The 13282-nt window shown below is 42.2% G+C and carries 8 protein-coding genes; 3 read left to right on the forward strand and 5 right to left on the reverse strand.

Features of this window, described 5'->3' with window-relative positions:
• The first annotated feature begins 469 nt into the window (after positions 1–469).
• From DDZ16_RS01095 to DDZ16_RS01105, 3 genes are all read left to right on the forward strand, one after another.
• On the forward strand, positions 470–997 hold the full coding sequence (locus DDZ16_RS01095) for a hypothetical protein (protein WP_109262570.1): 528 nt from the start codon (positions 470–472) through the stop codon (positions 995–997).
• 88 nt (positions 998–1085) lie between these two features.
• Entirely contained in the window at positions 1086–2879 is a 1794-nt protein-coding gene (locus tag DDZ16_RS01100; RefSeq protein ID WP_109262571.1) for a tetratricopeptide repeat-containing sensor histidine kinase, read from the forward strand.
• Positions 2880–3026: 147 nt separating this feature from the next.
• Positions 3027–3788, forward strand: a complete 762-nt coding sequence (locus DDZ16_RS01105; RefSeq protein ID WP_109262572.1) for a LytR/AlgR family response regulator transcription factor — start codon at positions 3027–3029, stop codon at positions 3786–3788.
• A gap of 1099 nt (positions 3789–4887) precedes the next feature.
• Here the strand turns inward: DDZ16_RS01105 and DDZ16_RS01115 are convergent.
• The 5 genes from DDZ16_RS01115 to DDZ16_RS01135 all read right to left on the reverse strand — a co-directional run bounded on the left by DDZ16_RS01115 (position 4888) and on the right by DDZ16_RS01135 (position 13085).
• Positions 4888–5487, reverse strand: coding sequence for an AidA/PixA family protein (locus tag DDZ16_RS01115; RefSeq protein WP_109262574.1), 600 nt, complete (start codon positions 5485–5487; stop codon positions 4888–4890).
• A 162-nt stretch (positions 5488–5649) separates the two neighbouring features.
• Positions 5650–7905 carry a patatin-like phospholipase family protein gene (locus tag DDZ16_RS01120; RefSeq protein ID WP_109262575.1) on the reverse strand — a complete coding sequence of 752 codons (2256 nt, stop codon included), beginning with the start codon at positions 7903–7905 and terminating at the stop codon, positions 5650–5652.
• A 137-nt stretch (positions 7906–8042) separates the two neighbouring features.
• Positions 8043–8558, reverse strand: coding sequence for a shikimate kinase (locus DDZ16_RS01125; RefSeq protein WP_109262576.1), 516 nt, complete (start codon positions 8556–8558; stop codon positions 8043–8045).
• Between the two features lie 33 nt (positions 8559–8591).
• Positions 8592–11249: a DNA gyrase/topoisomerase IV subunit A gene (locus DDZ16_RS01130; RefSeq protein ID WP_109262577.1), complete on the reverse strand. Its 2658-nt coding sequence runs from the start codon at positions 11247–11249 to the stop codon at positions 8592–8594.
• Positions 11250–11252: 3 nt separating this feature from the next.
• Complete coding sequence (locus DDZ16_RS01135; RefSeq protein ID WP_109262578.1) at positions 11253–13085, reverse strand: DNA topoisomerase IV subunit B; 1833 nt, start codon at positions 13083–13085, stop codon at positions 11253–11255.
• Between the last annotated feature and the right edge of the window lie 197 nt (positions 13086–13282).

Below are 13282 nucleotides of genomic sequence, written 5' to 3' on the forward strand. Positions count from 1 at the left end.
TCGTTAAAGGCAGTCTAATTCTGTTTTTATTTTGCCGGCCCTGAAAGGGTCGAATCCTGATAACCCCGGGTGAAACCCGGGGATTGGCCTCAGTCCGAATAAGGTCCCCGAATGGGTGGCCAACTATTGTTTCAAATAATTAGAGTACCCAATTAACAGAGGAAGAACAATTTTCCTGCACCCGACTCAAAGCAAAAGCCCTGCAAGTGCGACGGACTTTTTGGAGAAGAGGTACAACAAACCCGAAGTCGAATCCCCCTGCAGGTGTGGCGGATTGTATCCGCCACCATTGAACCCAAAATAATTTTTGCAGTAACAAAATACATCATTTACAGTATAAGATACATTGAAAAGGGCCATGAGAATATAATACGGGGCGATAATACAATAAAGATGCAATAAACCCGGGTCGGGTAAGCACTTTGCGTCATTACGTCCTCTGCGTTTAGCTTTTTTAAAACAAATTATTATGCAAAAAAAGTACATTAAAATTCTTGTGGACACCGATCAGTTGATCGATTTCTTTAAAGGCGATGCTTCCTGGGGAACCGCCGACAAACCATTGATTGCAGACGATTTCTGCAAAATTGATGCGCCCGATATTCATTGGGAAGGCAACAAAATTTTACCACTCGAGCCGGCAACCGATTATATCGTAACGTTGGAGTCTTCATCCTCCACTAACAAGGTGGTGCTCTACGATGCTTTAACAGAAGAAGTTAATGGCCAAGTTTTTATGGACATGATTACCCCTACCATCACCAAACTGAAAGAATGGGGGAAAGTGTTCGATCTCAGCCGCACCAATTACGAAGTAACTCTGGACGGGCACATGATCTTGAAGCCAACCAAAGACAAAGTTTTTAATGTGCCCACCCCCGAGAAAATAAATCTCCATAACAACATCTTCTATAAAATTCTTTTCAGAATTGATGGAGCCGATAAAATGGCAGTGATTGATCCGCTGATAAGAGTAAGGACCGATGATCCTGAATAATCTCCATTTAGTTATTTGTTTAATTGATAATAAAACAGAGCCTTATGATTCTGGAAGTTAAGGTGTTTTTTGCAAAAATTTCGAAAAAATGACTTCTCTATTAAAAGTATTGTTTTTTTTAATAACAAGTTCATGCTTTATCTTTTCAGTCCAGGCAGAAGGGGTAGAGGATGAAATCCAGTCCATTATTTTATCAGAGAATGCAGATAGTTCGAAAATAGAGGAGTTATTAAAATTGGCTAAAAGTTTAGACGGACAACCAGCGGAAGCAATGCTGGTTGTTCGCTTTGCGGGTAAATTGGCTGATGATATTAAATGCCTTAAACTAAGAGGAAGATGTTATGAATATGAATCCTGGATAAAAAGAGATTTAGGAGACTATTCTTCTGCAATAGCAGCATCCTTTAAAGCCTTAAGAATTTATAACGATCTCAACTTAGAAGATAAGACTGAAAAATTGCAACTTCAACTCGGAAGCCATTTTTCAGCAGAGAAGAATTATTCTAAAGCCATTTTATATATCTCCCGGGCTCTTGAATCATACAGAGACCGGGAGGATACTTCCAACCTTGTATTGGCATTGATAAATATGGGTGAAACATATCGGCTACAGGGGAAGTTGGACAGCGCAGCAATCCTTTTCAGAGAGTGTCTTTCCCTAAACCGGCAGCTTAAAAATACCAATGTAGAAATTGTTAAAGGTTATGCCGAAGGAAACCTTGGTATGGTTTATTCTTCCCAGGGAAAATTTAATGAGGCCATTCAATTGCTTAAGTCTTCCATCAGCATATTAGGCGAAATGCAGGACTATTACTCCACCTCCGTTTATCAGTCCGAGCTGGCCCAGGTTTATATTCAGCAGGGGAAAAAGAATCAGGGCGAAACACTTCTTCGGGAGGCACTTGAAATGGCCGAACGTGAAAAACTTAAGGAGCAAATTCGGGACATCAGCAAAGACCTGTCCGTTTTTTACGAACAGAACAACCGGTTTCAAAGGGCACTCAACCTCCGTAAGCAGTACGAAGTCTATCACGACAGTCTGGTTAACATAGAGAATGTGCGCAAGACAGAGCAACTGGAGAGCCAGTACTGGCTCGACCGTAAAGATGCCAATATTCGAATTTTGGAACTTGAAAACGAAAGTAAACAACGTACCGTTATTATTCTTTCAGTTGGCTCTTTTATTCTTCTGATGTTGCTGTTCTTTGTTTACCGTTTGCAGGTGCTGCGTAAAAAAGCCTATCAAAAGGTAGCCGAGCAAAGAGACATTATTGAAAAGCGTGAAAAAGAAAAAGCCCTGCTCTTGAAGGAACTGAACCATCGGGTGAAGAACAACCTGCAAATGGTCTCCAGCATGTTTTCGTTGCAGGCCAGCCAGTTTCGCGGAGAACCTGCTGCCGATGCTTTGGTGGCCGCCCGTCGACGCATCGATGCATTGATGCTCATTCATCAAAAGCTGTATCGTGAAGATGTGGATACCCATATTAAGCTGGCCGATTACATCAAAGAACTGACCGATAATCTGGTTTACGGATTTGGAAAAGAGGTGGATTTGAAACTCAATCTATCGGATGACAAACTCTATATCGACTCGGCCATCCCGCTGGGAATCATCATTAATGAGTTACTGACCAACTCTCTCAAATATGCCTCCGACGGAAAGGCATTGACCATTTCTGTGGATCTTAAGCAGGAAAATGATAAATTGCATTTAATATTGGCCGACAACGGCCCGGGATTCCCGGAAGGGCATGACCTCAAAAAGAGTCGTTCCCTGGGACTAAAGTTGGTGCATTCCCTTATCCGGCAGTTGCATGGTGAGCTATCCCAAACCAATGACAACGGCTGCCGCTGGGATATTACTATTGAAAAGGGTAGCTAAGAAAATACAGGTAGAAGACTGAGAGGCAGAAGGCAGAAGAGAGAGAGTTGACTGATATACTTAAATTTAACCTGCCTGCCGTAAACTGGATATCTAAAAATCTAATGGTCTATCCCGATGGGTCGGGACTAACGATCTAAAAAGTATATGAGTGACAAAATTAAAATTCTCATTGTAGAGGATGAAATAATGATTGCCGAGGACATAGCCATGCGACTGGAGGATATGGGCTATGAGGTAGCAGATAAGATTGATAACGTGGATGAGGCTGTGGAGTGGCTGGAGCAGAACCAGACCGATATTCTGCTGGTAGATATTTCGCTGCAGGGGGATAAAACAGGTCTCGATTTGGCCGCCATCATTAATGAGCGGTTTCATCTGCCCTTTGTCTTTCTTTCATCTTTGGCTAACAATACAACTGTTGAAAAAGCACGACAGGTTCAACCTGCTGCCTATTTATTGAAACCCTTCAACGACCGTCAGGTCAAGGTTTCGGTGGATATGGCATTGCACAATTTTTATGGTAAGAAAAAACCTCAGGAGCCGGAGACTGTTTCGGAGCCTGAATCATTGCCACAGAATGTTGTGCTAAGAATGCCCCAATGCCTGTTCCTAAAAAAGCACACCAGTTACCATAAAGTCCCTTTTACTGAAATTTTATGGCTCGAAGCTGAAAGCAATTATACCCTGATACATACTAAAGGCGAAACATACACGTACTCTTTGGTACTTAAGAGTTTCGAAGAAAAACTGCCCTCCGAAACCTTCGTGAGGGTACACCGGTCATTTATTGTCAATATCTCCAATATCACCGGGATTGATGGAAACACTCTGTTGTTTGGTAAAAACCACGTTCCCGTGGCCAAATCGGTTCGCGATGATTTATTCAAGAAGCTCAATATTATTTGAAAACTAGTGTCAAGTCAAGTGTCGGGTAAGCCGCCGCTATTATCAATAGATCGTTAGTCCCGATGCTTCGGGATAGATACCTGCCTGACGGCAGTCAGGTTAGATGTAAGATAATTCGTATCACACTGAAAAACTGCACATTAACAAAAAAAGAAGGTGTTTGTATAATCAATTAATTACGAATCTATTGTAAAGGTTTAACGAAGTTTTGAGTAATGAGAACCTATTTGTTTATTAGAAAAGAATTTTTGTTGATTAGATCTTCAAATAGTAAAAACAAATACAGTTTAAGACCCGCTTTGGGGTTCGATCTCTAAATTCCTAATAGGGGCTATTAACATTTGACCCACTTTCGGGGTCATGAATTTAAAGTATAGCGGTCCAGAGCCTGAAGGGTTCATATGTTTATAGAATCTACGCACACATGTTTCGTCTCTCAGGAATATTTTTTGAGCCATTGCACGCACGTAATGACATTTCAGAGATTTTTTTAGGCCAATGCACACGTGTAATCTCTTCCCGGAAATTTTTTTATGCCAAAGCAGCTGTGCAATGCGTTTTCGGAGATTTTTTTTAGGCAAAGCAAACGTGCAATGTGTTTTCGGAGATTTTTTGGAGCCATTACACGCACGTAATGACATTTCGGAGAATTTTTTAGGCCAATGCACACGTGGAATGCGATTTCGGAGATTTTTTTTAACCGAAACACATGTACAATGACTTCCTGGATATTTTTTTATAGATGGAGACCCTATCCTTAAACTTACTTCTTATATATAAGTGCAAAGGTATATGAGTATTTTGCGAAATAAACTTGCACTTACAAACTCGTTGTCATTATTTAATATTTAATAAAATATGCGTTTTTCAGCGTGCCCTAACTATGCCTATATGTGATGAATCCGAAGTATAAGAGCTCAAGACCAGAAACCATCCCAGAGATTAAAACTTATACAGTTTCTTAATCATTTTGCCGGAAATTGACCTGCCAGCGCTTGACCAGAGTCGCTGACAGGTCGTTCCAGACAAACTGAGATAGACAGAGTAGAGTTAAGGGATTAGGAATAGGGGAATAAAAAACAGGGTTAGCAGCAAGGGGTTAGGATGCTTCCTGGAGCTGTATCTTAGGATACCATCTGAAAATACAAACCGGTACTTCTTCAGTCTGAGATTTGCTGATTATCTGCAGGTCTATGTGATAATCCAAATCTACCAGTGAATTATTCAGAAAAGTATCTTCTTTAATTTGTGTTTGATATCTGAAATCAGAGTAGGCAGCAGCCCAGAACATATCCCGGTACGAAAGTCCGATGGTGGAAGTGTTTTCCTTTTCGAGGGGGGAGTGCAATCTGGGGCTGTGCTGATAGAAAGCCTGCCATTTAATACCGCTGTTTATTGGTGGAGAAACTTCTTTAATCATTATTTCAAAGGGGGAGTTGCTGTAAATGTTGGCTTCCCACCAGCGAATTTCATCGCCCGGAGAAGCTTTAACGGTCAAATCTTTCGTGCCTTGACCGCTTACTACAAACCGTTGGTCGGCCACCATGTAGATGTATTTTTCATATTCGCTTTCGTCATGCCATGTAATCAATGGTATTTCGTTAGTCTTTTTTCTGGAATCCAATAATTCCCGGAGACGGTAATCTTTCATCAGCGCCGCGGAGTCAACGAGCACCAACATGCCTATCACATTTTTCATCTCAGTCTGTTTTAGATGTAATCTGGTCTTTTGGTCGTGGAAAGGGGCTGCAGTTGTTTGTCTGAATGTGAAATTACGCGACCGGGAGGCCGATTCCTAAAAAGATGAGTGAATGGCGGGAATTTTTGAGTGGAAGGTGGGTTTTATTGAGTGAGTGGAATTTTAAAAATTAAATCCAAAATTAAAATACCACCTCATACGGTTGTCGGTGGCGTTGCTTCCCAACCCCAGTTGGAGCGGTCCGAGAAAACTGTCATAGGCAAGCATCAGTCCGTATCCGTATACCCGCTCTTCTTTATCGAGGCCAATAGGTTCAATAACCTCAGGCAAATTGATGGAAGATAATAACAAGCTTCCCATGGCATTGATGTGAACCTGTTTGAGAATTCTGTATCGCAGATTTATTTCTCCCAAGGCATAGTCTTCTACCAGCTTTTCCCTAAATGAGTAGCCAATAAAGTGAATCTCATTGCTCCGATTGTTAAAGGGGAGTCCGCCAATAAAAGTAAGGCCCAGGAAAGGGGTGGTGCGGCTTGTAAACTGGCCCGATAAGCGGAGTCCGGCTGTAAAGTAATCCGTAACAGGAACATGTTTCATGTAATCCCCCGAAATGGTAAAGTAATGCTGATAAGGAATGCGGGTTAATTCCGAAACCATCTCTTTACCTTCCTGAGATCCGCTGTATAACTGGCGGGTATTAATGTTGAACCGGTAACTCAGGTTAATTTCCGACCCTCTGTCCGGGAAATAGCGACTGTCTATTGAATTGTAATTAAAATCGAAATGAGAAGATATGAACGAATTGCCAAAATGGTTCACTCCTGCATAAAAAATATCTGAAAAACCGCTCTTATTTTTGATTGTATTCTTGACGTACTGTACGTAAACATCCATTTGCCAGTTGGTACCCAAAGCTGTCATAAAGCCACCTCTCAAAAGGGTGTAGTTTTGCTGAAAAGTACCGTATTTTGAGCCATCGTCCAAATATACCGGCAGGTTGTTGTTTTCGTAATCCATGCCAAGCTTGGCGGCTGTGACCTTTCGGTCTCCCAGAAAGTTTAATTGGCGAATGTTGAATTGCGGAGTGGCTGAAATATCTGATGAGAAGGAAGTACGCGAGGCGTTACCAAATATGTTTCTAAGGGTTAGGTTGGCCAATAGTCCTGCTTTATATTCATTGTCATAGTGAAGGGAAAATTTGGTTTTGGCCTGGGGGCTTTCTTCCACATCCAGATTCAACAAGTATCCCGAATTAAGAGCGGCAACATTGTAGGAGATATTTTGAAAATATCTCGTGCCCATCGCTCTTTTCATCCCTTTATTGATGGTTTTTGGCGTGATGGTATCTCCGGGCTGAATGCCTAAATTTCCTAAAAGGAATTGTTTATTAATGTTTTTGAGGCCGTCAATCTGAATTTGCGAGACGACTATCTCGGGATTTTTAGTTTTATCGACTTCAAGAGGTGCTCTTTTCCTAATATTTAAAGAATCCATTAACGCTCTGAGCGAGTTCGTCTCCTGGCGGGCTGCGGCTTCACCCAGGTCAATGATTTCAGGGGCATTAAAGAAACTTCCGGTATTGTATGAGGCAAGGTCAGGTGAAATAAGAAAATCTGTCTTTTTTATGGCTTCACGGTTGGTGTTATTTCCACCAATGGTTGCCGAAGCCATCAGAATATCTGCAAAGTTTTTAAGATCTTCCCGTTTAGGTTTGTCTTTAAAACCCACATTGACCCCAATGATGATATCGGCTCCCATGTCCCTGCATATTTGTACCGGGTAATTGTTGAGGACACCACCATCGACCAGCAGCATTGAATCAATACTGACCGGTGAAAAAACTGTTGGAATCGACATACTGGCTCTCAGTGCAGTCGTAAGATTGCCTTTGTCAAATACAAATTGGTTGCCACTTATGAGATCTGCTGCAACACAACGAAAAGGAATGGGTAAATCATCAAAGGTTTTGGCATCTGCAACGTGCCAGGAAAGACTTGCAATGAGTTCACTGATTTGTTGGCCTCTTACCAAACCTGAAGGGATATCCAGCCCATCTTTAGTAATGGTAAACTCAACCTGGTAGCGATTGTAATCTCTTTTTTCGTGGGGAGAAACCGAGTTAAGAGGGATTTTGTCAGTTAGAAGATTGTCCCATTTTACGTTTCTTACAATGGAGTCCAATTCGGAAGAAGAGTAGCCAATTGCATAAAGCCCCCCAATGATGCTGCCCATACTTGTACCGGTAATGTAATCGGGAACAATGCCTTCTTCTTCCAGGATTTTTAAAACCCCGATATGGGCGAGTCCTTTGGCACCGCCACCGCTCAAAACCAAACCAATTTTAGGTTGGTTGTTTTGTCCGTAGGCAGAAGCCAGGAAGGCTACAAAAACAGAAAGTAAAAGAAGTGTTCTTAACATGTCATCAGAGGGATTTATGCAAAAATAAAAGAATCTCTGCTATCCCCTCTAAGGTACAAGTTAATAATTGATTAAAACAACGAAAATAACAGATGAATTGCGAAAGTGGCGGGTTTGTTGTGGTTATTCTTTGAATTTTATCCCAGTGCTTTTAAAACAATGCGGACCGTATCTTCCGGTGTTAAGCCGCTGCTGTCCACTATCAGCTTTGCTTTTTCATAAAAAGGGGCTCTTTCTGCAAGCTTAGTTTCAATAAAGAAAAGGAGTTCTGACGGGCTTTTTCCGGCAATTAAAGGACGGTGGCTCATCCCCGGTAACAGACGGCCTGCCAGAGCTTCGGGTTCCAGTTTAAGATAAATGGTGGTTCCAAGGCCATTCATAATATCCATATTGTCGAAAAAACAGGGTGCACCTCCACCTGTAGCAATCACATGATTTCTTAAGTGGGAGGTGCTTTTTATAGCTTTTTTTTCAAGATCACGAAAACCTTCCTCTCCATATTTTTCAAACAATTCTGATATTGTTGCCTGTTGCTCCTTCTCTATAAAGTGATCGAGGTCGATGAACTCATAGTTCAGAGCTTTGGCAAGCAGTTTCCCGAAAGTGGTTTTTCCACTGCCCATAAACCCGATGAGGTATATTGGTTGTTTCATGTGTTTTGCCGGCTTTTGGCTCCGTTCCTTTTTTTAAAAAATAGACATTTGATTAGTATCGTCGTCTTCCTCACGGTCCGGATCTGCATTATCACCGTCCGGCTCCTCTGCCTTTGGTTCATCTTTGATTAAGGGCTCCAGTTCCATGATCTTGTGAACCTGGTAGGTGGTTAGCCTTTTCCCTTTGGCTTTGTATCCTTTCACATTAATGAATTCGGCAACTTCCACAATCATCTTCTCGCGGTCTTTGTCTTCCCCGCCAAACTTAAGTTCCAATCTGGGATAATCCACATGCATGAGTCTGACCAGATACGATTTGGGATTATCCCCAATAAAGCGTTGTGGCTTACTAACCGATTCAGCCTGGAATCGTTTCAGGTAATAATAGTCCTGATCGGCATCGTAATAAACGGCTGACCATACTGCGTCCTGATCGAATTTTTCGATGTAAAGGATGTTGTCTTCGTAATGGTTTGCCAGGTCATAGTTGGTCTGAAAGAAATAGCCGTCCCTGGTCATAACCAAAATTTGATCGTCACTGTGAAATTCCCCCAGGTACTTGCCTCTTCCATCTACATTTAACCTCAGTATTTCCGGCTCAAACCAAATTTTTCGACCTCCCAGGGTACTTTCTCCTTTTTTCTTAAGCACAATTTTGTGAATGGCGTATTTGGTGAGAATATTGCCCTGGGCTCCTCTGCCTTTAATAGCCTGCTCGGCCATGTCAAATTCAAAAATCTGATTGCGCAGGCGTGCTCTTGGCTTAAGGGTGATCTTCAGCACTTCAGCTTCCCCGTTAGGGTTGGCACTGAAGTACAGTACTTGCGAGTCTTTGGTGCCCTTGGTAAGGTCATACTCTTTGTCACGGGTCACCCCTGTAACTGCGAACCTTTTAACATAGGTGTTACCTTGTTTGCCGTCACGATAAATGGCATTGTAAATGGTGCGGTTATCATTGCGTTTAAATACCGCAATATGGATAATGTCTTTTCCAACAAAGGCTTTTTCCTGGACTTTTGTTATCAGGTATTTGCCATTTTTATAGAAAATAATGATGTCATCTATATCGGAGCAGTTACAAACAAACTCATCCTTTTTAAGGGCGGTTCCAATAAATCCGTCTTCGCGATTGATGTATAGTTTTTCATTTTTTACTACCACTTTTGAGGCCTCAATGTTCTCAAAGTTTCGGATTTCTGTCATCCGTGGATACTTTGGACTGTATTTTTTCTTAAGGGCTTTGTAGTAGTCAATAGAGTAAGGAATGATATTGTTAAGGTAATATTCAACCTGCTCAAGTTCTTCTTCCAGTGAGGCAATGTATTCGTCAGCCTTTTTGGCGTCGAATTTTGAGATTCGCTTAATCCGTATTTCTGTTAGCTTGATAATGTCATCCCGTGTAACTTTTCGGCGCAACAGGTTTTTGAAAGGTTCCAGGCCGTGATCAATGGTTTTGATAATGGCTTCATATGTCTCGCAATCTTCAATGCGCTGGTAGATTTTGTTTTCAATGAAAATCTTTTCCAGCGATGACATATGCCAGGATTCCTCAAGTTCTCCTTTGCGGATCTCCAGTTCCCTGGTTAACAGGTGAACCGTATGATCGGTGTTTGATTTGAGAATGGTGCTAACGGGTAAAAAAGCAGGCTTCTCATCTCTGATCACACAAGAGTTGGGGGAGATAGAAAGTTCACAGTCGGTAAAAGCATACAACGCATCAATGGTTTTATCGGGCGAAGTATTTGCCGGAAGATGAACCTGGATTTCAACCTTTTCAGCAGTATTGTCATCAATCTTTTTAATCTTGATTTTTCCCTTCTCATTGGCCCTGAGAATGGATTCAATGAGCGATGATGTGTTTCTCCCGAATGGGATGTCTGAGATGATGAGTGTTTTGTTGTCCAGCTTGGTGATTTTTGCCCTTACCCTCACAGCACCGCCTCTAAGACCATCGTTGTATCTTGAAACATCCATCATTCCGCCGGTTGGGAAGTCGGGAAATAGCTCGAAAGGCTGATTTTTAAGATACGAGATCGAAGCATCGATAAGTTCGGCAATGTTGTGTGGCAAAATTTTGGATGCCAGACCAACCGCAATCCCTTCAACGCCCTGGGCCAGCAAGAGCGGAAATTTTACAGGAAGGGTAACGGGTTCCTGGTTACGTCCGTCGTAAGAGGTTTTCCACTCTGTGGTTTTAGGATTAAAAACCACATCCTGGGCAAATTTGGTTAGTCGGGCTTCGATATAACGCGGAGCCGCAGAGCTGTCGCCGGTAAATACATTACCCCAGTTCCCCTGTGGATCAATCAGCAGGTTTTTTTGTCCCATCTGAACCAGCGCATCACCAATGGAGGCGTCTCCGTGAGGGTGGTACTGCATAGTGTAACCAATGATGTTAGCCACCTTGTTGTAACGGCCGTCTTCCATTTTTCGCATGGCGTGCAAAATGCGGCGTTGCACAGGTTTCAATCCGTCATTGATGTGGGGAACTGCCCTTTCAAGAATAACATAGGATGCATAATCCAAAAACCATGAGCGGTACATGCCCTGAAGAGGGGTTATTCTTACCTGCTCGTGCTGATGGTCGCCCCCCGCGGTTTTTGGCTCATTTCCCGGAGTGATCTCCTCACTGTTGTCCTTGCCTGGATCATCCGGGGTCTCCGGGTATTTGTTTTCGTTATCGTTACTCATTTTCTACAACATTTCTTCATCTACAACAAGGTTGTCAATGATAAAATTCTGACGGTTTGGTGAGTTCTTGCCCATGTAAAAATCAAGCAATTCTTTAAAGGCATCTTCTTTCTTCATGCTTACCGGTTCCAAACGGATGTCCTTATTGATAAAGTGCTTGAATTCGTCGGGGGAAATTTCACCAAGTCCCTTAAATCGCGTAATCTCTGCGTTTTTCCCTATTTTTTTGATGGCTTTGATGCGTTCCTGCTCATTGTAGCAATAGAAACTCTCTTTTTTGTTTCGCACCCTGAATAATGGTGTCTGCAAAATGTACAAATGGCCATTCTTAACCAGTTCAGGGAAAAACTGAAGGAAAAATGTCAATAGTAATAAGCGAATGTGCATACCATCTACATCGGCATCTGTGGCGATAATTACGTGGTTGTAACGCAAGGTTTCCAGACCATCCTCGATATTCAGAGCAGCCTGCAAGAGATTAAACTCTTCATTTTCATAAACCACTTTGCGAGTGAGGCCATAGGTGTTAAGAGGCTTACCTTTTAAACTGAAAACGGCCTGGGTTGATACATCCCTGGCTTTTGTGATGGAGCCTGATGCGGAGTCTCCCTCCGTAATGAATATAGAGGTCTCCATTTTCCGGTCATGATTGGAGTTGAAATGCACCCGGCAGTCTCTCAGTTTCTTATTGTGAAGACTTACCTTTTTAGCACGCTCTTTGGCCAGCTTTTGAATTCCGGAAATAGCTTTTCTTTCTTTTTCCGATTCAAGTATCTTTTTGTAGAGAATATCAGCTGTTTCCTGATTTTTATGCAGGAAGTTGTCAAGTTTCTCCTTGATAAATTCAAACATGTAATTTCTCACCGAAGTTCCTTCGGGAGACATGTCTTTGGAACCCAGTTTCGTTTTGGTTTGTGATTCAAAAACCGGTTCCTCTATCTTGATACTAACGGCAGCCACAATGCCGGTTCGAATATCTGAAACATCAAAATTTTTATTAAAAAACTCCCTGATGGTTTTCACATAAGCTTCCCTGAAAGCCTGTAGGTGGGTTCCTCCCTGAGTGGTATGCTGGCCGTTAACAAACGAGTAGTACTCTTCTCCATATTGGTTACAATGGGTGAGAGCAATTTCCAGATCATCATCTTTGAGGGAAATAATAGGGTAAAGCCCTGTCTCGGTCATTTGTTCATCCAGCAAATCCAGAAGACCGTTTTCGGAGCGATAAACTTCACCATTGAAATGAATGGCCAGTCCGGCATTCAAATATGTGTAATTTCGAAGCAGCGAGCTGATATACTCCTCTTTGAATGAGAAGGTAGTGAAGATGGATTCGTCGGGCAGAAATTCAACAAAGGTTCCGTTGGGCTGTTTGGTCGGCTCAACCGGGCTTTCTTCAACAATCTCTCCTTTGCTGAAAACTACTCTTTTGGTTTCGCCATCACGAAAGGCCTGTATGATGAATTGATCGGACAATGCATTGACCGCTTTGATCCCGACACCATTCAAACCTACTGACTTCTTAAATACTTTGCTGTCATATTTGGCACCGGTATTCATCTTGCTGGCAACGTCGATCACTTTACCTAACGGAACGCCCCGGCCAAAGTCCCGGACAGTCATGCGTTTTTCGGAAAGCTCGATTTTTATCTTTTTCCCAAAGCCCATCATGTACTCGTCAATCGAGTTGTCCATGACCTCCTTGAGCAATACATATATCCCGTCATCAGCAAAGGACCCGTCTCCAAGTTTCCCGATGTACATCCCGGGCCGGCGGCGGATATGCTCTTTCCAGTCGAGTGTGCGTATGGTATCTTCCGAATAGTTTTGCACCATTTTTTCTGCCTCTCGTTTATTTTGAAATGTTCAGAATGAATGTTCCGGATAGAGTAGTTTTCCGAAAAATTCTTCCAAATATAGTTAAAAGGAAAAATCTATCGTAATCTGTTTTTTGAGACGACCTAACTTTCCGATGCAAATCAGGGGGTTTGCATCAGAAATTTTTTTTGGTTCTAAGCTAATCTGATGAGTTC

It is taken from the genome of Marinilabilia rubra (assembly GCF_003121985.1).
GTDB classification, from domain to species: domain Bacteria; phylum Bacteroidota; class Bacteroidia; order Bacteroidales; family Marinilabiliaceae; genus Marinilabilia; species Marinilabilia rubra.